Source organism: Nocardioides sp. (assembly GCF_036503465.1).
Taxonomy (GTDB): Bacteria; Actinomycetota; Actinomycetes; order Propionibacteriales; family Nocardioidaceae; genus Nocardioides.
In genome coordinates, this window is record NZ_DASXWU010000083.1 from 36,810 (window position 1) to 58,732 (window position 21,923).

The following is a 21,923-nucleotide window of genomic DNA, read 5'->3' on the forward strand; positions in this document are numbered from 1 at the left end:
CTCCACGCTACGCCGGGTAGTCCCCGACGAAATGGCTGCCGGCCCCGGCGGAAGGCGACCAGAACGTCGGGGACTATCCGGAGCGGCGCGGTGGCCTCGGGACGAACAGCGGGACGCGGGCGGCGTACTCGGCCCACCCGGGTCGCTGGGACATCGACCTCTCGAGGAGCTTGGCGCCGGTGACGTTGCGGACGAAGTAGGTCATCGCCACCGGCGCCGGCAACGAGACCAGGGCCTGCCACCAGCCGGATGCCGCACCGCCCACCAGCCAGATGCCCCACCAGACGCAGGCGTCGCCGAAGTAGTTCGGGTGCCGGGTCCAGCCCCAGAGCCCGCGGTCCATGACGGGTGCGCGGTCGGGGTCGCGCTTGTACGCCGCGAGCTGGGCGTCGCCCACCGCCTCGAACGCCGCTCCGAACGCCCAGACGGCGGCACCGACCCAGACCAGCCAGGCGACCGGGACCTCCCAGTGCGCCGCCGCCATCACCGGGACCGAGATCAGGCAGACCGCCAGCCCCTGCGGCACATAGACCTTCCGCACCGTCGAGGCGAGACCGCCGCCGCCCAGCAGGTCGTCGTACCGCGGGTCCTCGCCGCGACCACGGGCACGCCGGTGCACGTGCCACGACAGCCGAACCCCCCACGCCAGCACCAGGAGCGCGACCAGCCACCGCCGCCACGTCGTCCCGGTGCCCGCGACTGCGCCGGCGACCGCGATCGCGGCCAGCGCCAGCCCCCACGTCACGTCGACCACCGAGACCCGGCGTGCCCGGCTCGCGGCGTACGCCGTCAGCAGCATCGCGACCGCGGCGACACCGATCGCGAGCAGCGCGAGCCCCCACCAGCTGCCGATCATCCGTCGATCACCCGCAGATCATCCGCCGCGCACCGGATCGGTCACCAGGCCCGCTCGAACGGCAGACCGTGACCCGCCCCCGGCCGGACGCACAGGATCTGGTCCACGCCCATCCGGCCGTCGCGGAAGGCGAGCGCGCCGCCGACCAGGTACAGCCGCCAGACCCGCACCACCTCCTCGCCGACCAGCCGGGTCAGCTCCGGCAGGTGGAGCTCGAAGGTCTCCAGCCAGCCGGAGACCGTGCGCACGTAGTGCTCGCGCAGCGCCTGCACGTCACGGACCTCGAGGCCGCCGCGCTCCAGCAGGCCGATGGTCTCGCCGACCGGGCGCATGTGCATGTCCGGCGCGATGAACGACTCGATGAACGGTCCGCCGCCGGGGTGCCGGCCGGGGCGCGACATCTGCTGCACGAGGACCCGGCCACCCGGGCGGACCGAGCGCCGGAGCACGTCGACGTACGCCGGGTAGTGGCGCTCGCCGACGTGCTCACCCATCTCCAGCGACCCGACCGCGTCGTAGTGGTCGCGCTCGACCACGTCGCGGTAGTCCTGCAGCCGGATCTCGACCCGGTCGCCCAGGCCGCGTTCGGTGATCCGCCGATCGGCGAACCGCTTCTGCTCCGCCGCGATCGTCGCCCCGACCACCCGGGCCCCGAAGTGCTCCGCGGCGTGCAGCGACAACGACCCCCATCCGCAGCCGACGTCGAGCAGCGTGCGGCCGGGGCCGAGGTCGAGCTTGCGGCAGACCAGGTCGAGCTTCGCGCGCTGCGCCGACTCGACCGTCTGCTCGGGGTCGTCGCCGTAGTAAGCGCACGAGTAGGCCATCGTCGGGTCGAGGATCCGCGCGTAGAACTCGTTGGACAGGTCGTAGTGGTGGCTGATCGCCCGCCGGTCCCGCAGCCGGCTGTGCAACCTCCCGCGCACCCGGGCCTGCGTGGCCGGCGCTGCCGGTGCCCGGCCGACGACACCGAGCCGACGCAGTGCCCGCGCCGCGTGTGCGTACGCCGCCGGGCTCGGCCGGCCGGTGAGGGCTCGCTCGCGGCCGACCGTGAACGCATGTGTCAGTGCGGTACCGAGGTCGCCGTGCACCTCGAGCTCGCCGGTGACGTAGGCCTGGGCGGCGCCCAGCTCGCCCGGGTGCCAGACCAGCCGGCGTAGCGCGTCCGGAGAGCGGAGCTCGACCAGCGGCGCGTCGGCCGGCCCCGCCTCGGAGCCGTCCCAGGCCCGGAGCCGGACCGGCAGCCCGCCGCCGAGGAAAGGCTCGGCGGCCGCCTCGAGCTCGGCGGCGAGACCACCGGACCTCGCGTGCATCGTACGCCGGGGGAGCGTCGCGGTCATCGGGCCTCCTGGCCGGTCAGCAGGATCTGGTTGACGTCGAGGTACCCGGAGGCGAACCCGGCCCGCGAGTACTCCAGGTAGAAGTGCCACATCCGCAGGAACGTCTCGTCGAAGCCGAGCGCGAGCAGCCGCTCGTGCGCCTCCTGGAAGCGCTCGTCCCACTGCCGCAGCGTCTCGACGTAGTGCGCGCCGAAGGACATCCGGTCGGACACCCGCAGCGATGTGTGGCGCGAGGTGAGCTGCTCGATGGCGTCGACCGACGGCAGGAAGCCGCCGGGGAAGATGTACTTGTTGATCCAGGTGTAGGACCGGCGGGTCGCCAGCATCCGGTCGTGCGGCATGGTGATCGCCTGGAGGCCGACCCGCCCGCCGGGTGCCGTCACCCGGTCCAGGATCGCGAAGTAGTCGGCCCAGAACTCATACCCGACTGCCTCGATCATCTCCACCGACAGCACCACGTCGTACGACGCGTCCTCCGGCAGGGCGCGGTAGTCGAGGAGCTGCACGGTCACCCGGTCGGCCAGGCCGGCCCCGGCGACGCGTCGTTCGGCCAGGTCCCTCTGCTCCGACGAGAGCGTGATCGAGTGGACGGCTGCGCCGCGGCGGGCGGCTCGGATGGCGAGCTCGCCCCAGCCGGTGCCGATCTCCAGGACGCGCGCGCCGGGCCCTACGCCGGTGCGGTCCAGCAGCCGCTCGAGCTTGCGCCCCTGGGCGAGCGCCAGGTCGCCGCCCGGAGCCGGGGCCGTCATCCGCGAGCAGCCGTCGAGCCGGAGCTCGTCTGACTCGAACAACGCCGCCGAGTAGCTCAGGGTCTCGTCCAGGAACAGCTCGAACAGGTCGTTCGACAGGTCGTAGTGGTGGGAAATGTTGTGCCGCGAGTTCACCCGGGTGCTGCGCTCGCGCCGGGGCGGACGTGGGACGGCGACCCCGCGCAGCCGCTGCAGGTGGCCGGGCACGAGCCGCGGCAGGTCGGCGGCGAGCACGGTCAGGAACGCCCCCAGGTCCGGCGTGTCCCAGGCTCCGGTCAGGTACGCCTCGCCGAAGCCGATCAGCACGCCGCGCCCGAGCCGGGCGAAGAACTCGTCGGGGCGGTGGATCGTCATCTCCGGACCGCCCGTCCCGAGGGTTCGCCCTTCGAGACGGACGGTGACCGGGAGCCGCCGTACGCCGGCCTCGAAGAGCCGGCGGGCGACGTACGCCGAGACGTCGGTGCGCAGCCCCGTCGGGATCCGGGCGAGGTCGGGCCAGTGGTCGATCGCTTGGCGGCCGACGAGCGTGGTCACGGCGCGGACCTCCCGTCGTGTCCGGCCGGACGTGGCTGCACGGGCAGCCGGCGCAGCCACAGGGCGACGCCGTGCATCCGGATCAGCGCCGAGCCACGCAGGGCGGCCGGCGCCGCAAGCCAGGTGGAGACCTCGGTACGCCGGCCGGCCAGCGAGGCGCTGAACGCCGCCCCGTCGTCGGTGTGCAGGGTGACCGCGACCAGCAGCTCCTCGCCGGGGACCGGGACGTGCACGTCGTACCAGCCGTCGGTGCCGTGGAACGGCGAGACGTAGAGCTCCTTGTCGATCCGTGCCCGGCCGTGCTGGTCCGGGTGGACGAGGTAGGCGTGACGGCCGCCGTAGGTGTTGTGCACCTCGAGGATCACGCCCGCGAGCCGCTGCTCCCGGTCGAAGCACCAGAAGACGCTGATCGGGTTGAAGCAGTAGCCGAGCGCGCGGGCGTTCGCCGCCATCAGCACGCGCCCGCCGGCCAGATCGACGTCGCGCTCTGCGAGGAACGCGTCGACGTTCTCCCTCAGGGTGCGGTCGCGACTCCCGAGGTGGTCCCTGGCCTCGAACGTGCCGAGCGCGCCGTGGTCGGGCAGCGCGTCGAGGTCGACCAGCCAGGTGCGGGCCCGATGCTCGAACGTCGTGCGGAACGGCCGGCGCCGGGTGTGCCGGATGCGTGACTCGTACATGCCGGGTGCCGGTGGCTCCGAGCTGTCCCAGGGCAGGCCGACGTGCGCGGCGGCCGCGGCACCGGACCGCGCGCCGTCCTCGTGGAAACCCCAGCCGTGGTAGGCGCCGGCGAAGGCGATCCGCCGGGTGTTCGCCTGCGGGAGCGACCGCTGGGCGGCGACCGACTCGGGCGTGTAGATCGGGTGGGCGTACTCAATCCGGGCCACCACGCTGTCGGGGTCGACAAGGTGCTCGCCGCCCAGCGTCACCAGGTGGCGGGTCCGGGTCGACAGTCGCTGCAGCCGGGTCAGGTCGTAGGTCACCGTCACAGCACCCGCTCCCCGGCCGCGCGGGCGCAGGAAGTTCCACGAGGCGCGCGCCGCGGCGGCGCGTGGCAGAAGCGACGCGTCGGTGTGCAGCAGGGCGGTGTTCTCGCTGTAGGGGATGGCCGCCAGCACCGTGCGCTGAGCCGCCGTCGGCTCGTCGAGCATGGCCAGCGCCTGGTCGGGATGGGTCGCGATCACGACGGCGTCGTACGTCGAGGTCTGGCCGTTCCCGTCGGTGACGTGGACGCCGTCCTCGGTCTCGAGGACGGAGGTGACCTTGCTGCCGACCCGCACGTCGTCGAGGCCGGCCGCCACCCGCTCGACGTACTCGCGCGAGCCGCCGACGACCGTGCGCCACTGCGGCGAGCCGGTGACCGACAGCATCCCGTGGTGGTCGAGGAACTCGAAGAGGTAGCGGGCGGGGTAGTCCAGCGCCAAGGCCGGGTCGCACGACCAGACGGATGCGACGAGCGGCTCCATGAAGTGCCGTCGGAAGTACGCCGAGAACCCTCCCGCGTCGAGGAAGTCCCGGAGAGTGGTGTCCTCGGCGCGGGACCGTCCGGTGAGCTGTGCGCGCGCTCTCCGGTGGAAGCGCAGGATCTCGGTCAGCATCCGCAGGTACGCCGGCCGGCCGAGGTTGCGCAGGCGCGGGAACAGTCCGCGCAGCCCCAGCGCACCGGCGTACTCGAGCCCGGTCTCCTCGTCGCGGACCGACATCGACATCTCCGACGGCTGGGTCGCGACCCCGAGCTCGGCGAAGAGGCGGAGCAGGGTCGGGTACGTGCGCGGGTTGTGCACGATGAAGCCGGTGTCGATCGCGAGGCCACCCACCTCGTGCGTGTCCGCATGACCGCCGAGCCGGGCGTCGGCCTCGTAGAGGGTGACGTGGGCGGTCCGGGCCGCGACGTGCGCGGCCGTGAGACCCGCGACGCCGGATCCGATCACCGCGACCCGCCGGCGGAGGCGCGAGGGGATGGTCATCTGGAGCCGTCACCCCCGCCCGGCGATGTCAACGAGAAGACCGCCACCACCTGCGTGGAGGGGTGGTCCGATCCGCCCGCGGGCTCGATGCTGACGGCAGCCGCCTTCGCCGACGCCGCGTCTCCGGACAGGACGGTCGGGCGGTCGGGGTCCGGCATCAGCCCGGCCGAGACCATCTGCTGGCCCGGCTGCTGCAGCCACATCTGGTAGGTCTTCCCGGCCGAAGGGTCGGGCACGTGGTCGCCGACCATCACGGCGCGGCCCAGCGACGCCGAGCGGACCAGCCTGATCTCGCCGGCCCCGCCGGGCAGCTGCTGGGTCACGCTCACGGCGTCGCGGGCGTGCAGGATCCGGTCGGCCAGCGTGGTGTGGTCGCGCTGCCAGGGGTGCCAGACGACCGCACCGAGAGCCAGCAGGACGACCGCCGCGGCGGCGGCCAGGATCTGCGGCAGCCGGCGACGGCGTACGCCGGCCGGCTCCTCGCGGCTCGGCTGCTGCGGAGGCAGCGGCCGGATCTGGCGGATCCCGCTCAGCACGCCCTCGCGCAGGGATGCCGGCGGGCTCGAGGCCTCGGTCTCGGCGAGTCGAGCCGTCGTCTCGCGGAACGACGCCACCTCGGCCCGGCACGCCGCGCACTCGGCGAGGTGTCGTTCGAACTGGGCGCGGTCGACGTCGTCGAGGGCGTCGACGGCGTAGGCACCCGACAACGCATGGATGTCGCTCATGTCGACGCCACCTCTCCGACGCCCAGTGCGTCTCTCAGCCGGATCAGGCCGTCCCGAATACGGGTCTTGGCGGTGCCGACCGGGAGGTCGAGCATCGTGGCCACCTCGCTGTGCGTGTAGCCGCCGAGGAAGGCCAGCTCCACGGCCTCCCGCTGCTTCGAGGTCAGGTCCGACAGCGCGGCTCGGACGCGGGTCGCCTCCATCGACGCCGTGGCAGTCTCGGCCGTCTCGTCGTGCGCGACGCTCACCTCGCGCCGTCCGTACGCCGTGTCGCGCCGCTCGGACGCCTCGGCCGAGCGCACCCGGTCGACGGCCTTGCGGTGCACGATCGTCAGCAGCCAGGACACCGCGCTGCCCTTGGAGGCGTCGAAGCGCGAGGCATGCCGCCAGCAGTCGAGGTACGACTCCTGGGTGACCTCCTCGGCCTGCGCCCGGTCGCGGAGCACCCGCACGGCGAGCCCGAACGCCCGCGCCGAGGTGGCGTCGTACCACTCGGCGAAGGCGGCCTCGTCCCCGCGGGCCGCGCGCCTGAGCAGCGCGGCCAGGCGTGCGCCCACCGGCTCGCCGTCGTCCGAGGGCGAGCCGGACGGCACCGGACTCAGGTGGCTCACGGCTCGATCCTCGCCTCTCCCGACTCGGCTGTCAGCGTCTGTCGACGCTCGGTCACGCGGGGGATTCGGCGCGCTGGGGTGTGTGGATGGGTCGGGGGGCCGCCGTGGGGACGGTTCATCACGTCGGGTAGGTGGGCGGGCACTGGGCCAGGTGAACTCCGCTGGCCCAGTGCCGGTTCGACCACCCAGCGTGATGAACCGTCCACCCGGCATCCCCACCCCCGACGCCTGGCAGGATGCCGGGCATGCCGGACCCTTCGACAGGCTCAGGACGGGGCGAGCTCGTGCACTACGCCGTCTCAGGTGCGGTCGCCACGATCACCCTCGACTCCCCGCACAACCGGAACGCGCTCTCGCGGCAGCTGGTGGGCGAGCTGGTCGAGCGCCTCGAGCGGGCCGGCTCCGACGCCGAGGTGAAGGTCGTGCTGGTCCGGCAGGAGGGGAAGGTGTTCTGCTCCGGCGCCGACCTGTCCGAGGCCACCTCGGTCGGCATGGAGGAGGGAGCACAGCGGATCGTCGCGCTCCAGCGCCTGATCGTGACCATGGACAAGCCGGTGGTGACCCGGATCGAGGGCGCGGTGAGGGCCGGCGGCATCGGGATCGTCGCCGCCAGTGACGTCGCGATCAGCGCCGAGGACGCGACGTACGCCCTGACCGAGGTGAAGCTGGGCCTCGCCGCCGCGATCATCTCGCTGACCGTGCACGCCCGCATGAACCCCCGCGCGGCCGCGCTGACGACGCTCGGCGGCGAGGTGTTCTCCGGCGCCGACGCGGCGGCGTACGGCCTGGTCACCGGTGCCGTCCCCGCCGACCAGCTGGACGACGCCGTCGCGACGGTCTGCGCGCAGCTCGCGAGCGGTGCGGCCCAGGGTCTGCGCGAGTCGAAGAAGATCCTCAACGCCGACCTGGTCGGCCGCATCGACGACCTCGGCGCGGACATGGCCGCCCTCAGCGCCCGGCTGTTCGCCTCGGACGAGGCGAGGGAGGCGATGACGGCCTTCTTGAACCAGAAGAGGTAGCCGGCTCAGCGACCCGCGTGCAGGCCGAGTGCCTCGAGCAGCGGCGGACTCGCGAAGCCGAGTCGATCGACATGCCCCCCGCCGCGGTAGAAGGTGACGATGCCGACGCGGCCGGTGACGGTGAACGTGCGCCAGGTGTCGGTCTTGTCGCGCAGGGTCACCAGGTACTCGCTGGGCGGCACGGGATGATCCCTCCCGCCCCAGGCGTTGGCGTAGTCACCAGGGTTGTCGAGGTACCAGCCGGACGCGGACGTCAGGAGCAGTCGTTCCGGGTCGAGGTCGCGACGCGTCTCGACGAGCCGACCGCCGTCGTACCGGCAGACCAGAGCCTCATCCGCGGACAGGTCCAGCAGGGCGCCCGTCGTGTCGAGAGTGCGGGCGGACCGACCGTCGATGTTCATGGCAGCCGGGTTCGAGAGGTCAGGTGGGCACTGAGGGGGAGGTCGCGTGGGGCGGTAGCGGCGGTGTCGATCGTCGTTCTGGCGCTGTAGGTCGGACGCGAGCAGGTCCGCGAAGTCGAGGAAGTACTCGTTGACCGCTTGGTTCCCGGGACTGACGGTGCCGCCACAGCCGCTGAGGCCGACCGCGGCGACGGTGCCATCCGTGAACCCGACCTGGAAGCCGATGCCCGGGTAGTTGGCGGAGGGGCAGCCCTGGGGGTATGCGTCGTAGGCCTTGGCCTGCAGCGTCCTGACCAGCGACGCGGCTGCCCGTCCGCGCAGCACTCCGGATGGCATGGGGATGTCCATGTCGAGGCGCTCGGGGCCCGTGCACGGGATCACCCAGGCAGCCGTGCCGACCCGGAAGTCCTGGTGGTCGAGGCGGGTGTCCCGAACGCAGTGCGCCGGGGCGGGCTGCGGTGTCGTGGGCGGATTCTCATGTCCGCCGGCCAGTTGTGGGACGACGATCACGGCGGCGACCGCGGCCGCTGCTGCGACAAGGACGCCGACCCGGCGGGTGCGACGTACCCTGCGGGCGCGCGTCTCGGCACGCGGGGCCAGGTCGACGAGCTCGGGTGCCTCGGGAACGGCGTCATGCAGCCGGGTCATCAACCCGGTCCGCTCACCGGGGGTCAGGTCGGTCATCGGGCCTCCTCACGCTCGTCGGGGCGGAGGAGGCCGGAGGTGCGCAGGGCGGCGATGGCCCGGGCGTGGTGGGCCTTGACGGTGCCGGCGGAACACCCGAGGGCCGCGGCGGTGTCGGCCTCGGTCAGGTCTGCGAAGTATCGCAGCACCACGACCGCACGCTGCTGCCGCGACAGCGAGTCCAGTGCACGCAACAGGTCGACGTCGGCATGCTCGTCGCTGACACCGTCCTCCGGCGGGTCGGCGCTCGGGACCTCGCCGATCCACCGCCGACCTCGCCACGAGAGATACGTCCTCAGCATCGCTCGCCGCACGTAGGTCTCGAACGAGCCGTTCGCGGCCACCCGCTCGTCGTGCGGCCAGGCCTTCGCAAGGGAGGTCTGCACCAGGTCCTCCGCGAGGTGGCTGTCGCCGGTGAGCAGCCACGCGGCACGCCAGAGCGCGCGCCCGCGCGCGGCGACGTACTCGCTGAAGTCCACCGGACCTCCTCCCCGCCTCAACCGGCCGAGCCCGGAGGAAGGTTGACACGTCGGGGCTCGACGCGCCGGGAGATCAGCGCGTCTCGACCAGGCTGCGGGTCAGGAACACCAGGGTCATGAACCTCCGGTAGAGCCTCATCGGGTCGTCGTCCTCGCACCGGACGGTCGTCGAGGTGAGACGTTCGACGCCGCGGAGCCAGGTCGCCTGCTCGGCCATGTCGGGCGACATCAGCTGGATCTCGAGCGTCGCCGGCAGGTGCATCACGGGAGCTCCGGCGGACGGCTCGGAGAGCGCTTGGTAGACGCCCTCACGGATGCGTTGCTGGGCGATGTGGGGGTGCAGGTGCTCGGCGGCGTACCGGCTGATCGAGGTCTTCACCTCGATCGCGTTGATGCCGGGGCAGAACGGCGCGGCCTCGGGCCCGACGTACTGGTCGCCGGTGATCACCTCGATCGGCACGCTGTGGTGCATCGCGACGAGCGCGTTGATGCCGGCCTCGCCGGTGACGGTGCCGTTGAGGGTCACGTTGGCGATCGCGCGCGGGTTGTAGGTGTGCGACAGGATGCCCGGCGTCGGCATCGCGGCGTGGTAGCCGAGGAAGAGCGCGACGTCGAACGACGCGTCGAGGCCCTCCATCATGTACAGCGGCTTGAAGCGCCCGGAGAGGTACGACGCGTGGCCCGCGAGCTCGCCGGGCGGCAGGTTGCGCATGAACGAGTGGCTGTCGTTCACCAGGATCTGCTCGGCGCCGGCCTCGATCGCGCCGTCGATCGACGCGTTGACCTCGCCCAGCGCCAGGTCGCGACCGAGCGCGTAGTCGTCGCCCCGGGCGACGCACTGCTCCCAGTCTGCGATGCCGGCGACGCCCTCCAGGTCGACCGAGATGTAGACCTTCACGGGCCGAGCCTGTCACAGACGACCCGCGTCCGATCTGCCCGATCCGGACGTCGACGGCCGAGTCCGGCCGATACGATGGGCGACTTGCAGATTTTCCGTCCCGGGCCCCGGGATGGTCGGGGATCCGAGGGAGTAGTCGTCACGTGGCTGACGAGGTGCTGACCGCCGAGCTCGCTGCCGAGCAGGCGTTCGTCGACCGGGTGTACGTACAGCTGGAGAAGTCCGCGCGCAACGCCCAGGCGCTGGCCCGCGAGGGACACGGTCGCGGGGCGCTCGGGCACGAGGGCGGGCTGGTCGAGCGGGACGCGATGGTCTTCCAGGCCGCGCGCCGGATCGCGCAGCTCGACGCCGCGCACGAGGGTCTGGTGTTCGGCCGGCTCGACCTGCAGGAGCGGGTCGACCCCGAGCCCCGCTACATCGGCCGGATCGGGCTCCGCGACGACAACCGCGACTCCCTGCTCATCGACTGGCGCGCGCCGGCCGCGGCGGTGTTCTACCAGGCGACCGCCGCCGAGCCCCACGACGTGATCCGGCGGCGGGTGCTCCGCTGCTCGGGCCCGAAGGTGGTCGGCGTCGAGGACGAGCTGCTCGATGCCGAGGCCGAGACGGACCTGCCGATCGTCGGCGAGGGCGCGCTGATGGCACAGCTCTCGCGCGCACGCGACCGCTCCATGCACTCCATCGTGGCGACGATCCAGGCCGAGCAGGACCGGGCGATCCGGGCACCCGCCAAGGGTGTGGTCGCGATCAGTGGTGGTCCCGGAACGGGGAAGACGGTCGTGGCGCTGCACCGCGCGGCGTACCTGCTCTACACCGACCGCCGCCGCTACGAGACCGGCGGCGTCCTCGTCGTCGGCCCGTCGGGTGTCTTCATGCGCTACATCGAGCGGGTGCTGCCGTCGCTGGGGGAGACCGCGGTGGCTCTGCGGTCGCTGGGTGAGGTCGTCGGTGGTCTGCGGGCGACGCGGCACGACGCCCCGGCGGTCGCGGCGGTCAAGGGCTCCGCGCGGATGGCCGAGCTGATGCGTCGTACGGCGCGCCAGCAGGCGCCGGGCTCCCCCAAGGAGTTCCGGGTCTTCTGGCGTGACGACGTGATCCACCTCGACCGCGGCTCGCTCGGCAGGCTGCGCCGGCAGCTGATGGGTCAGGGCCGTCGCAACCGTCAGCTGCCGCGGATAGCCTCGTCGCTGCTCGACGTGATGTGGCGCCAGGTGCGTGGCGAGCGTGGCCGGGAGCGGGGGCGCGAGGCCTTCGACGACGACATGCTGTCGTCCCCGGCGTTCGTCGACTTCGCGATGTCCTGGTGGCCGCCGCTGGGGGCGTCCGAGGTGCTCGCGTGGCTCCGCGATCCGGAGTTCCTGGCGCGGGTCGGCGAGGGCGTCGTGACCCCCGACGAGCAGCGGCTGCTGGTGAAGTCGTGGCAGGCCGGCGACCTGTCGGTCGACGACATCCCGCTGGTCGACGAGCTCCGCTACGCGCTCGGCGACGTGCCCGACCGCACCCGCGAGGAGGACCACGAGCTCGACGACTTCCTCGGCGGCGACCTGCAGGAGCTCTCGACGGCGGCGGACCGGGAGTTCGGGCCCGGGGCGGGGCCGTGGCAGCCGCCGACGCACCGGATCCAGGACGACGGCTACGCCCACATCCTCGTCGACGAGGCCCAGGACCTCACCCCGATGCAGTGGCGGATGGTCGGCCGACGCGGCCGCTCGGCGACGTGGACGATCGTCGGCGACGCGGCCCAGTCGTCGTGGCCGGAGCCCACTGAGTCGGCAGCCGCACGCGCGGCCGCGGTCGAGGGCAAGGAGCTGCACGAGTTCCACCTGTCGACCAACTACCGGAACTCCGCCGAGATCTACGAGTACGCCGCGGCGTACGCCGAGCGGGTCGGCCTCGACGCCGACCTGCCCACCGCTGTCCGCTCCACCGGGGTCTCGCCGCAGGAGGTGCCCGCGGGTCCCGACCTCGCCGCCACCGTGCGGTCCTCGCTCGCCGAGGTGTCCGGTCAGGTCGGTGGGACCGTCGGGGTCGTCGTACCGCTCGCTCGACGACCCGAGGTGTCGCGGTGGCTGGCGTCGTGGCCGGAGTACGCCGACGACGCGCCGCACGCGAGCAACCCCGCCGCCGCCGGCGACGACCGGATCGTCGTGCTCACCGGCATCGACACCAAGGGCCTGGAGTTCGACGGCATCGTCGTCGTCGACCCGGACGCCATCGAGGCCGAGTCGCCGACCGGCCGCGCCACCCTCTACGTCGTCCTGACCCGCGCGACCCAGTTGATTTGCGTGATCCGGCGGCACTGAGTCTCGCGCGCGCATCATTCAGTCGTCGGTTTCGACCGCCGCGCGCACGAGCCTCAGCAGGGATGCCGCCGGATCCCGCGTGCTCGCTTCGCTCGCGTTTGTGCTTGTCGAGCTTGCCCAGACCTGGTTGTCGGGCTGGATCAGGCAGCGACTGGGTCCTGCTCGGCGAGGTCGCGTTCGAGGGCTTCGTGGTGGGCATGGACCTGCGCGCGGGAGGGGAGCAGCAGGCTGGCGAGGGCGGAGAGGGCGTAGCCGCCGGCGGCGACCCAGCACGCGGCGAGCAGGCCCGACCGCAGCGAGGCCGCGTCGTACGACGTGCCGACGACGCCGAAGAACACGGTCCCGGTGATCGCCACTCCGAGGGCGGCGCCGACCTGCTGGACGGTGCCGTAGGTGCCGGACGCCGCGCCGGCCTCGGTCGTCGGGATCGTCGCCAACGCCACGTCGACCAGCGGCGCGACCAGCAGTCCGAGCCCGATCCCCGACACCACCAGCGCCGGCACCAGGTTCCACGTGGAGAGCGCGTCGCCCTGGCCGTGGACGACCGCCAGCACCCAGACCGTGGCCGCCGACTGCAGGGCGGCGCCGGCCACCATCACGACCTTGCCGAGCTCGGTCCCCAGCGGCACCGACACGCCCGTGCCGACGAAAGCACCGAGGCTGAACGGCAGCAGCGTGAACCCGGCGTGCACGGCCGACCAGCCGAGCCCGGTCTGCAGGTACACCGTCAACACGAGCGCGAACCCGGCCAGCGACCCCTGGAACGTGCCCTGGGTGACCAGACCGGCCGAGAAGCCACGGTCGGCGAAGAGCCGCATCGGCAGCAGCGCCGAACCGGTGGCGCGCTCACGGCGTATCTGCTGTACGACGAACGCCGCGAGCACCAGGACACCGGCCACGCCCACGCCCCAGACCCACGCAGCCCAGTCCTGCTGACGGCCTTCGACGAGCGCGTAGACCACGCCGAGCAGACCCACGGTGGCCAGGACGAGCCCGAGCGGGTCGAGCCGGAGCGGATGCTCCGAGAGGGTCTCCGGCACCCAACGCAGCGCGAGAGCGACCAGCGCGACGCCCACCGGCAGGTTGATCAGGAAGATGCTGCGCCAGCCGATGCCGAAGGCGTCGCTGCTGACCAGCCAGCCGCCGAGCACGGGGCCGATCACCGCGGAGACGCCGGAGACCGCACCGATCACGCCGAGCATCGCGGCGCGCTCGCGTGGCGCGTACAGCGCCTGCAGCGACGACAGCACCTGCGGCACCATCATCGCCGCGAACCCGCCCTGGACGAGGCGGGCGAGCAGCAGGACACCGATCGTCGGCGCGACGCAGGCGAGCGCCGAGCCGATGGTGAAGCCGACGACGCCGGCCACGAACAGTCGCTTGCGGCCGAGGATGTCGCCGAGTCGCCCGCCGGTGATCATCAGCACGGCGAAGGCCAGCAGGTAGCCGCCGACGGTCCACTCGAGCTGAGCGCCGCTGGCGTCGAGGTCGGTCCGGATCGACGGGAGCGCGACGTTGACGATCGTCGCGTCGAGCAGGTCCATGAACGACGCGAAGATGAGCACGCCCATGGCGAGCCCGCGCTTCTCGGCCATCGTGTCACTCCTCCGTGTGAGGTAATCTGTGATGTGAGAAGTCCCTGATCAGGATTTCTCTGTAGCGGGATAGCTCCGATCTGGAGAGAATAGCGAGGTGCGCAGGCCTTGTCCACCCGGAAACAGCTCGGCGACCAGCTCGCTCTGGCGATGCAGGAGGTCATCGCCTCCGCGGTGCTCACCAACGAGCGCATCGCGCGTTCGATCGGCCTCAACGTCGTGGACTTCCAGACGTACGGCGTCCTGGTGCGCCACGGCGAGCCGATGACGCCCGGCCAGGTGTCACAGGTGACCGAGCTGCCGTCCAGCACCACGACCCGGGTGCTCGACCGGCTCGAGGCCAAGGGAATGATCGAACGGCGTCCCGACCCGTCCGACCGGCGCAAGCTCTGGGTGCACGCGCGACCGTTCGACGAGGAGCAGGTGATGGCGGCGTACGGCGAGATCCTGCGGCAGCTGGAGAAGGTGCACGCCGGCTTCACCGTCGCCGAGCTGCGGACGGTGCTCCGCTACCTGAATGCGATCCAGGACGTCCGCTGAGAGCCATGGTGTACTCGAGACGGCCGCAGGATGGCCGCCCTCCACCACCGGAGCACGGTCACCCGGCAGATGCCGATGAGGACGCGAGCGCGAGCTCGAGGGCGTCGGCGAGCGGGAGCTCGCGGCCGCGGTGCCATTCCGCTGACCACGCCTCCGAGCCGAGCAGCTGCTTCGCCGACGAGAGGTAGCGCGCGGTCGTCCGCCGCTCCAGCGGCAAGGCGCGACCGGCGTGGCTCTCGAACAGACGCTCGCCGGCGCCGGCGAGCAACGCGGCACGGGCCGCGTGACTCAGGGAGGCCTCGACGGCAGCCATGCCGGCCAGGCCCTCAGCCGTCCCGCCCGGCTCGGCCAGCCTCCCGAACACGGCGAGGCTCTGCTGGTAGAGGGCACGAGCCCTCACCGGATCGTTCTCGAGCAGGGAGACGAGGCCGAGGTAGCCCAGACATCGGGCTCGGAAGCGTTCATCCGCCAAGTCCTCGTACGCCGCGAGCGCCTCGGCCAGCCTCCGCCGCGCCTGCTCGGTCTCGACGGCGGCGAGGTGAGCCAGACCCAGGTTCAGCAGCGACGTTGCGAGGATCCAACCGGACCCGAGGCCTTGAGCGATGCTCAGGGCCTCACCGAGCAGCCGTGAGGCATCCGCTGTGGTCTCGCGGGCGATCGCGACCATGCCGTGGATCGTGAGCGCATTGCGAAGCGCACCGGCGTCCTGATGTCGGTGCGCCAGTTCTTCGAGTTCCTGAGCCGCTGCCTCGGCGGCTGTGTCATCGCCCTGGTGGTAGGCGAGCCAGCCGACGCCCCACCAAGCCGTCATGCGGGTGACGGCCTCAGCGGGTGGCGTCATGGACAGACCTGTGCCGAGCCACTCGCGGCCTTCGGCCAGGCCTCCCCGCGCTTGCCAGAAGTGCCACACACCCCCGGCCAGCCGCAGCACGGATTCGGCGTCCCGCGCTTCCGCTGCCCAGGTCAACGCCGTCCGGATGTTCGGCTCTTCCGTGGCGAGCAGCTGGAACCATTCGTGCTCGCGCCCGAGGTGTTGCTGCACGTGGGCGACCAGCTCGACGTAGAAGTCCACGTATGTCCGGCGAAGATCCGCCGGCACGGCCTGAGAGTCCTGACCCCGCACGAACTCGCGGACCACGTCCAGCATGCGCCACCGGGGGACGTCGACGGGTCCCTCCGGTGAGCGGTCGAGCATCACCAGACTCCGATCGACCAAGCCGCTGGTCGCGCGGACCACGTCCAGGTGCTCACCGCACAGTCGCGCAGCGGCATCGAGCCGCCAACCGGCCACGAACAGTGATGCGACGCGCAGCACCAGCCTCTCGTCCGCGTTCAACGTCGCGATGCTCCATGCGAGGACCTGTGCCATGGATCGCTGTCGATCCGCGCCGCGTCCTGCGTCCTCCAGGTCGCCGACCCCGCGCCGAAGTCGGTCGCGCAGCACGGTCGGCGGCAGATGACGGACGCGAGCGGCGGCCAACTCGAGCGCTAGGGGAACGCCGCTGACGCGGCGACAGACGTCGATGACGACCTCTGCGTCGATCCGGAGCTGGGGACTGTGCGCCCGCACCCGCTCGAGGAACAGGGCCGTGGCCGGGCTCTCGGCCCAACGTGGATCTGACGGGTCGGGAACGGTGAATGGCATCAGCGCGATCTCGCGCTCCCCGGCGATCCCGAGTCGTTGCCGGCTCGTAGCCAGGATCCGTAGGTCGGGGACCGCCATCAGTGCAACCTCGAGGTCATCGGCCGCCACGAGGACGTGCTCGAGCGAATCGAGCAGCAGGAGGGTGGGGCCTCCCGAGAGGTGAGCGCCCACGTCAGCGAGGGACGCCCGATCGGACACTCCGAGCGACCTCGCCAGGGCGCCCAGCAGGTGCTCCGGCTCTTGGTTGGCGACGACCGGGAGCATGTGGATGCGCCCGCCGTAGAGCGGTTCCAACTCTGTGGCGGCAGCCAGCGCCAACCTGGATTTGCCGACACCGCCGAGTCCCGTGATGGTGACGAGTCGGATCGCTGAGGCGGGGTCCAGATCCCTGACGAGCTCGCTGAGCTCCTGCTCGCGACCGAGCAGCGCCGTCAACGGCCGGGGCACGCCCGGCTGCGTGACCGGGATTTCCCGCGACACCACCCGCCGACCGCGCGCGACGTCGACGAAAGTCTCGAGCTCGGGCTTCCCAAGCTCCAGTGCGACGCTCAGGCGCCGGGCGGTGTCGGGATAGACGCGGGACCGCACGCCGCGCTCGATGTCGCTGATCGTGCGCGCGCTGAGCTGGGCCCGATCGGCCAGTTCCTCCTGTGTGAGACCTACAGCCTCGCGGTGTCGTCTCAGCAGCTGTGCAAGGCCGGACATCAGCTGTCGATGCTAGTCGGTGAGAAACTCGGTGACCTCCGTGTCGTGGTCTTCGAGGAACCGGTGCGCCACTGTGAGAGGCATCTCGAAGGGCACGTACGAGGAGGCGTCATGACTGTCGAGGGGAACAAGGAGTCGGTGCTCCGGCTGTACGAACTGCTCAACCAGGGTGACGTGGACGCCGTCGGCGATCTGGCGGTCGACGACTACGAGGAGCACGACCCGGTGCCCGGACAGGGCACCGGCAAGGAGGGGGCGATCGACAGGTTCTCCCTGATCACCGGGGCGCTGGCTCCGCACTTCACCATCGAGGACCTGGTGGCGGAGGGCGACCGCGTGGTGGTCCGTTGGACCAACTCCGGGACACATGTCGGCGAGTTCGCCGGCATCCCCGCGACCGGCCGGGCGTTCACGATCGCCGGGATCGACGTCTACCGCCTGGTCGACGGCAGGCTCTGCGAGCACTGGCACGTCATCGACCAGCTCGCGATGCTGGGACAGCTCGGCCTGCTTCCGGAGCCCGCCGGCGCGTGAGCCCGGGGTCGGCTTCGGCCTCCTCGATCACCGGTGGTGCCGAGCGTCGGTAGATTCGGGCGCCATGACCGCCGACCTCCCCTCGAGCAACGCCCGGGATGCGATCGCCGCGCTCCAGGGGCACGAGGCCTGGGCGATCATCCGGCGGTCGACCCGGGTCGGTGACCGCCAGACCGTCGGGCTGGTCGGGGGACGGCGCCGTGTCGTCGAGTCGTTGCTGGACATCCCCATCGAGGAGGGCGTCCCCGAGGGCGGGCACATCGCCGACCGGTTGGTCGCGGTGCCGTTCCAACAGGTGCGGGAGCGGGGGTTCGCTGCTCACGACGACGGCACGCCGCTGGTCGTGGTCGACGTCGAGACCGAGCTGGAGTTCAGCGTCGACGAGGTGATCGAGGCGATCGACGACAGCGGCGTCGAGTTCGCGGACCGAGGCGGCTTCGACGTCGACGACACGGCGTACGCCGATCTCGTCGGGGCGATCATCCGCGACGAGATCGGCCAGGGTGAGGGCGCGAACCTCGTGATCGGCCGCCACTACCGCGCCCAGGTCGCCGACTGGAGCTCAGCCACGGCGCTCACCGTCTTCCGCCGGCTGCTCGAGCGCGAGCACGGCGCGTACTGGACCTTCGTGTTCTTCACCGGCGACCGCTACCTGATCGGCGCGAGCCCCGAGCGGCACGTGTCGATCCACGGCGACGACGTGCGGATGAACCCGATCAGCGGCACGTTCCGGCTGCCGCAGGACGGCGACGTGCGAGGAGCGCTGCTCGACTTCCTGGAGGACGAGAAGGAGATCTTCGAGCTCTTCATGGTCGTCGACGAGGAGCTGAAGATGATGTGCGACATCTGCGACAAGGGCGGCCAGGTGCTCGGGCCGTTCCTGAAGCCGATGAGCCGGCTCATCCACACCGAGTACTTCCTGGCCGGCCGCACCAGCCGCGACCCGCGCGAGGTGCTGCGCGACACGATGTACGCCGCCACGGTCACCGGCAGCCCGGTGCAGAACGCCTGCCGGTTGATCACGCAGTACGAGCCCGAGGGCCGGGGCTACTACGGCGCGGCGCTCGCGATCTTCGGTCGCGACGCCGACGGCACTCCCGTGGTCGACAGCCCGATCGTGATCCGCACCGCCGACGTCGACCTGGAGGGCCGGCTGACGGTCACGGCCGGTGCCACCCTGGTGCGCGACTCGGACCCGGCCTACGAGGTCGCCGAGACGCACGCGAAGGCGGGCGGCATCCTCTCGGCGTTCGGGCTCGCCTCGCCGGCGCCGGTCCCGAGCGTGAACGTCGCCGAGCTGGTCAACGACGAGGACGTCCTGCTCTCGCTCAACGCCCGCAACCGACGCCTCGCGTCGTTCTGGCTGACCGACCAGTCCGGCACCCCTGCCGACCCGGCGCTGACCGGCAGACGGGTCGCGATCCTCGACGGCGAGGACGACTTCGTCAACATGCTCCGCCACGTGCTCGGCGTCGCCGGCATGACGAGCACCGTCGTCCCGCACACGGCGTACGACGAGAGGTCGCTCGCCGACGCGGACCTGGTGATCGTCGGCCCGGGGCCGGGCGACCCGCGCGACGACGGCGACCCGAAGATCGCGACGTTCCGTCGCGTGGTCGAGGGTCTGCTGGCGAGCCACCGGCCGTTCCTCGCGGTATGCCTTGGGCACCAGGTGCTGTGCGACCGGCTCGGGATCCCGCTGGTCTACAAGGACATCGTCTTCCAGGGCACTCAGGACGAGATCACCGTCCAGGGCCGCCGCGAGCGGGTCGGGTTCTACAACACCTTCGTCGGACGCGTGTCCGGGGAGCTGCGCCTGCCCGACGGAGTCGCGGTGGACGCCGACCCCTCGACGGGCGACGTCCACCTGGTGCGGGGTCCGCACTTCCGCGGCATCCAGTTCCACGCCGAGTCGATCCTGACCCAGCACGGTGCGGACCTCATCCACCGCCTGGCGGCCGACCTGCTGGGTTGACCGGCAGCGCTGACGTGTGACGCGGCGGACATCGGCGTCAGGAACGCGTCAAGACCGGCGAGTGCCGCGCCCGCGCGCAGCAGGCTGAAGGCGTGAGCATCCATGCGCCGGTGCGCCACGGCGATGGCGTCGACCTCGCCGAGATCCCGTGGCGTCGCCTGTCCGGGGTCCGCGTCGGGATCGTCCTGTGGGGCGGCCTCGCCGTGGTCGACGTGGGAAGCCTCGCCCACGCACCGGCGTACGCCGAGCTGGGCGCGGTGGCGGTGCTCGTCAGCGTCGCCTCCTTCGGGGTCCGCCTGCCGACCGCCACGGCCGCGGCACTGGTCGGGTGGCTGGTGGTCGACGGCTTCGTGATCCATCGCTTCGGCGTGCTCGGGTTCGACGGGACCCCCGACGTCGCGCGCCTCGCCGTCCTGGTGGTGCTCGCGACGGCCGCGGCCCGAGCACGCCGATGACCACGGCGCCCAGCCGGCCGCTCGGCCGACGGGCCCGCGAGTGGCTGGTGACCGAGGGCGAGGTCGGTCACGCCGACACCGGCAACTCGTGGTGGAGGGTGATGTGCCTGACCGGCGTCGACTACTTCTCGACGCTCGGTTACCAGCCGGGGATCGCCGCCCTCGCCGCCGGGCTGCTCTCCCCGATCGCCACGCTGGTGCTGGTGGCGCTCACGCTCTTCGGCGCACTTCCGGTCTACCGACGTGTCGCGGAGGAGAGTCCGCACGGTGAAGGCTCGATCGCGATGCTCGAGCGGCTGCTCAGCTTCTGGAAGGGCAAGCTGTTCGTGCTGGCCCTGCTCGGCTTCGCGCTCACCGACTTCATCATCACCATCACCCTGTCGGCCGCCGACGCCAGTGCCCACCTGATCGAGAACCCCAACCTCCGCCCCTACCTGTCCGGTCACCAGGTGGTGATCACGCTGGTCCTGGTCGCGCTGCTCGGCGCGGTGTTCCTGCGGGGCTTCACGGAGGCGATCGGCGTCGCCGTCGCGCTGGTCGTGACCTACCTGACCCTCAACACCGTCGTGATCCTGGTCGCGCTGGGTCGCGTGCTCTCGCATCCCCAGCTGGTGCCGGACTGGCGACACGCTCTCGTCGCCGAGCACGGCAACCCGCTCGCGATGCTGGCCGTCGCGGTCCTGGTCTTCCCGAAGCTGGCCCTCGGCATGTCCGGGTTCGAGACCGGGGTGGCGGTGATGCCGCACGTCCGCGGCGACTCCACCGATACGGAGCGCCGCCCGAGCGGCCGCATCCGCGACACGAAACGGCTGCTGACGACCGCCGCGGTGGTGATGAGCGTCTTCCTGGTGACCAGCTCGTTCGCGACCACCCTGCTGATCCCGGCCCACGAGTTCGAGCCGGGTGGCCACGCCAACGGGCGGGCGCTGGCCTACCTGGCGCACGAGTACCTCGGCAACGCCTTCGGCACGACGTACGACGCCTCCACGATCGCGATCCTCTGGTTCGCCGGGGCCTCGGCCATGGCCGGGATGCTGAACCTGATCCCGCGCTACCTGCCCCGCTACGGCATGTCCCCGGAATGGGCCGGAGCCGTGCGGCCGCTGGTGCTGATCCTGACCGGCGCGGCGTTCCTGATCACGTGGCTGTTCGACGCCAGCGTCGACGGGCAGGGCGGCGCCTATGCCACCGGCGTCCTCGTGCTCTTCACCAGCGCCGCCACCGCCGTCACCTTGGCCGCGCGTCGCGCCGGGCAGCGGTGGCGCACCATCGGCTTCGCGGTGACCACCGTGGTGCTGGCGTACACGACCGCGAGCAACGTCGTGGAGCGCCCGGACGGGGTCAAGATCGGCGGCGGCTTCATCGCCGCGATCGTGGTCGTCTCGCTCGCGTCCCGGGTGAAGCGGGTCTTCGAGCTGCGCGCCCGGGAGATCGAGTTCGACGCGACCAGCCGGGTCTTCCTCCGCGACTGCGCGCGCCGCACCATCCGGCTCGTGGCCCACAAGACGGAGACGCGGGACGTCGAGGAGTACGTCGACAAGCTCCGCCGGCTGCGCCGCGACCACGACCTGCCGTCCGACCCCGACGTGATCTTCGTGGAGGTCACCGTCGTCGACCCCAGCGACTTCGAGGGACGGCTGCACGTGCACGGCGAGGTGCTCCACCAGCGCTATCGCGTGATGAGCGTCAGCGCTCCGTCGGTGGCGAACGCCCTGGCGGCACTGGCGCTGCGCATCCGTGACGACACCGGCGTGAACCCGCACGTCTACTTCGAGTGGACGGAGGGCAACCCGCTCCAGCAGCTCCTGCGCTTCCTGCTCTTCGGCTCCGGTGAGATCGCGCCGGTCACCCGCGAGGTGCTGCGACGCGCCGAACCCGACCCCACGCGGCGACCGCACGTGCACGTGGGGTGAG

At 71.8% G+C, this 21,923-nt stretch carries 18 protein-coding genes; 7 read left to right on the plus strand and 11 right to left on the minus strand.

Going from position 1 to position 21,923, the window contains the following annotated elements; all coding sequences use genetic code 11:
• Positions 1 to 73 precede the first annotated feature (73 nt).
• The 6 genes from VGK78_RS15275 to sigK are packed head-to-tail and all read right to left on the minus strand — an operon-like array spanning position 74 to position 6,776.
• Positions 74 to 856: a DUF1295 domain-containing protein gene (locus VGK78_RS15275; protein WP_331528544.1), complete on the minus strand. Its 783-nt coding sequence runs from the start codon at positions 854 to 856 to the stop codon at positions 74 to 76.
• 41 nt (positions 857 to 897) lie between these two features.
• On the minus strand, positions 898 to 2,193 hold the full coding sequence (locus tag VGK78_RS15280) for a cyclopropane-fatty-acyl-phospholipid synthase family protein (RefSeq protein ID WP_331528545.1): 1,296 nt from the start codon (positions 2,191 to 2,193) through the stop codon (positions 898 to 900).
• Complete coding sequence (locus VGK78_RS15285) at positions 2,190 to 3,476, minus strand: class I SAM-dependent methyltransferase (protein ID WP_331528546.1); 1,287 nt, start codon at positions 3,474 to 3,476, stop codon at positions 2,190 to 2,192. Before VGK78_RS15285 ends, VGK78_RS15280 begins: the two co-directional genes overlap by 4 nt.
• Positions 3,473 to 5,440, minus strand: a complete 1,968-nt coding sequence (locus tag VGK78_RS15290) for an FAD-dependent oxidoreductase (protein WP_331528547.1) — start codon at positions 5,438 to 5,440, stop codon at positions 3,473 to 3,475. The genes VGK78_RS15285 and VGK78_RS15290 overlap by 4 nt, the downstream gene beginning before the upstream one ends.
• On the minus strand, positions 5,437 to 6,165 hold the full coding sequence (locus VGK78_RS15295) for an anti-sigma factor (RefSeq protein ID WP_331528548.1): 729 nt from the start codon (positions 6,163 to 6,165) through the stop codon (positions 5,437 to 5,439). Before VGK78_RS15295 ends, VGK78_RS15290 begins: the two co-directional genes overlap by 4 nt.
• Positions 6,162 to 6,776, minus strand: coding sequence for an ECF RNA polymerase sigma factor SigK (gene sigK / locus VGK78_RS15300; RefSeq protein WP_331528549.1), 615 nt, complete (start codon positions 6,774 to 6,776; stop codon positions 6,162 to 6,164). Before sigK ends, VGK78_RS15295 begins: the two co-directional genes overlap by 4 nt.
• A 245-nt stretch (positions 6,777 to 7,021) precedes the next feature.
• Here sigK and VGK78_RS15305 point away from each other — a divergent pair, with 245 nt between their 5' ends.
• The gene (locus tag VGK78_RS15305) at positions 7,022 to 7,795 is read left to right on the plus strand and encodes an enoyl-CoA hydratase-related protein (RefSeq protein WP_331528550.1); all 774 of its coding nucleotides are present in this window, start codon (positions 7,022 to 7,024) and stop codon (positions 7,793 to 7,795) included.
• A 5-nt stretch (positions 7,796 to 7,800) separates the two neighbouring features.
• On the opposite strand, the gene VGK78_RS15310 is transcribed toward VGK78_RS15305, so the two are convergent.
• The 3 genes from VGK78_RS15310 to VGK78_RS15320 form a co-directional block, all read right to left on the minus strand.
• Positions 7,801 to 8,880 carry a hypothetical protein gene (locus tag VGK78_RS15310; protein WP_331528551.1) on the minus strand — a complete coding sequence of 360 codons (1,080 nt, stop codon included), beginning with the start codon at positions 8,878 to 8,880 and terminating at the stop codon, positions 7,801 to 7,803.
• The gene (locus VGK78_RS15315) at positions 8,877 to 9,359 is read right to left on the minus strand and encodes a SigE family RNA polymerase sigma factor (protein ID WP_331528552.1); all 483 of its coding nucleotides are present in this window, start codon (positions 9,357 to 9,359) and stop codon (positions 8,877 to 8,879) included. Before VGK78_RS15315 ends, VGK78_RS15310 begins: the two co-directional genes overlap by 4 nt.
• Before the next feature lie 73 nt (positions 9,360 to 9,432).
• Positions 9,433 to 10,257 carry a M55 family metallopeptidase gene (locus VGK78_RS15320; RefSeq protein ID WP_331528553.1) on the minus strand — a complete coding sequence of 275 codons (825 nt, stop codon included), beginning with the start codon at positions 10,255 to 10,257 and terminating at the stop codon, positions 9,433 to 9,435.
• A gap of 143 nt (positions 10,258 to 10,400) precedes the next feature.
• Here VGK78_RS15320 and VGK78_RS15325 point away from each other — a divergent pair, with 143 nt between their 5' ends.
• Positions 10,401 to 12,560 (plus strand): HelD family protein, encoded by a 2,160-nt coding sequence (locus tag VGK78_RS15325; protein ID WP_331528555.1) that lies wholly within the window; start codon positions 10,401 to 10,403, stop codon positions 12,558 to 12,560.
• A gap of 140 nt (positions 12,561 to 12,700) precedes the next feature.
• Here the strand turns inward: VGK78_RS15325 and VGK78_RS15330 are convergent, their stop codons facing one another.
• Entirely contained in the window at positions 12,701 to 14,155 is a 1,455-nt protein-coding gene (locus VGK78_RS15330; protein ID WP_331528556.1) for a DHA2 family efflux MFS transporter permease subunit, read from the minus strand.
• A gap of 108 nt (positions 14,156 to 14,263) precedes the next feature.
• Between VGK78_RS15330 and VGK78_RS15335 the strand changes: the two genes are divergently transcribed.
• The gene (locus VGK78_RS15335) at positions 14,264 to 14,695 is read left to right on the plus strand and encodes a MarR family winged helix-turn-helix transcriptional regulator (RefSeq protein WP_331528558.1); all 432 of its coding nucleotides are present in this window, start codon (positions 14,264 to 14,266) and stop codon (positions 14,693 to 14,695) included.
• A gap of 58 nt (positions 14,696 to 14,753) precedes the next feature.
• Here the strand turns inward: VGK78_RS15335 and VGK78_RS15340 are convergent, their stop codons facing one another.
• Positions 14,754 to 17,045: an ATP-binding protein gene (locus VGK78_RS15340; protein ID WP_331528559.1), complete on the minus strand. Its 2,292-nt coding sequence runs from the start codon at positions 17,043 to 17,045 to the stop codon at positions 14,754 to 14,756.
• A gap of 111 nt (positions 17,046 to 17,156) precedes the next feature.
• Between VGK78_RS15340 and VGK78_RS15345 the strand changes: the two genes are divergently transcribed.
• The 4 genes from VGK78_RS15345 (at position 17,157) to VGK78_RS15360 (ending at position 21,922) form a co-directional block, all read left to right on the plus strand.
• Positions 17,157 to 17,579, plus strand: coding sequence for an ester cyclase (locus VGK78_RS15345; RefSeq protein WP_331528560.1), 423 nt, complete (start codon positions 17,157 to 17,159; stop codon positions 17,577 to 17,579).
• Positions 17,580 to 17,643: 64 nt separating this feature from the next.
• A complete protein-coding gene (locus VGK78_RS15350; protein ID WP_331528561.1) occupies positions 17,644 to 19,554 on the plus strand; it encodes an anthranilate synthase family protein in 1,911 nt (636 codons plus the stop codon).
• Positions 19,555 to 19,646: 92 nt separating this feature from the next.
• A complete protein-coding gene (locus VGK78_RS15355) occupies positions 19,647 to 20,009 on the plus strand; it encodes a hypothetical protein (protein ID WP_331528562.1) in 363 nt (120 codons plus the stop codon).
• Positions 20,006 to 21,922, plus strand: a complete 1,917-nt coding sequence (locus VGK78_RS15360; protein ID WP_331528563.1) for an APC family permease — start codon at positions 20,006 to 20,008, stop codon at positions 21,920 to 21,922. Before VGK78_RS15355 ends, VGK78_RS15360 begins: the two co-directional genes overlap by 4 nt.
• Position 21,923: the final 1 nt, after the last annotated feature.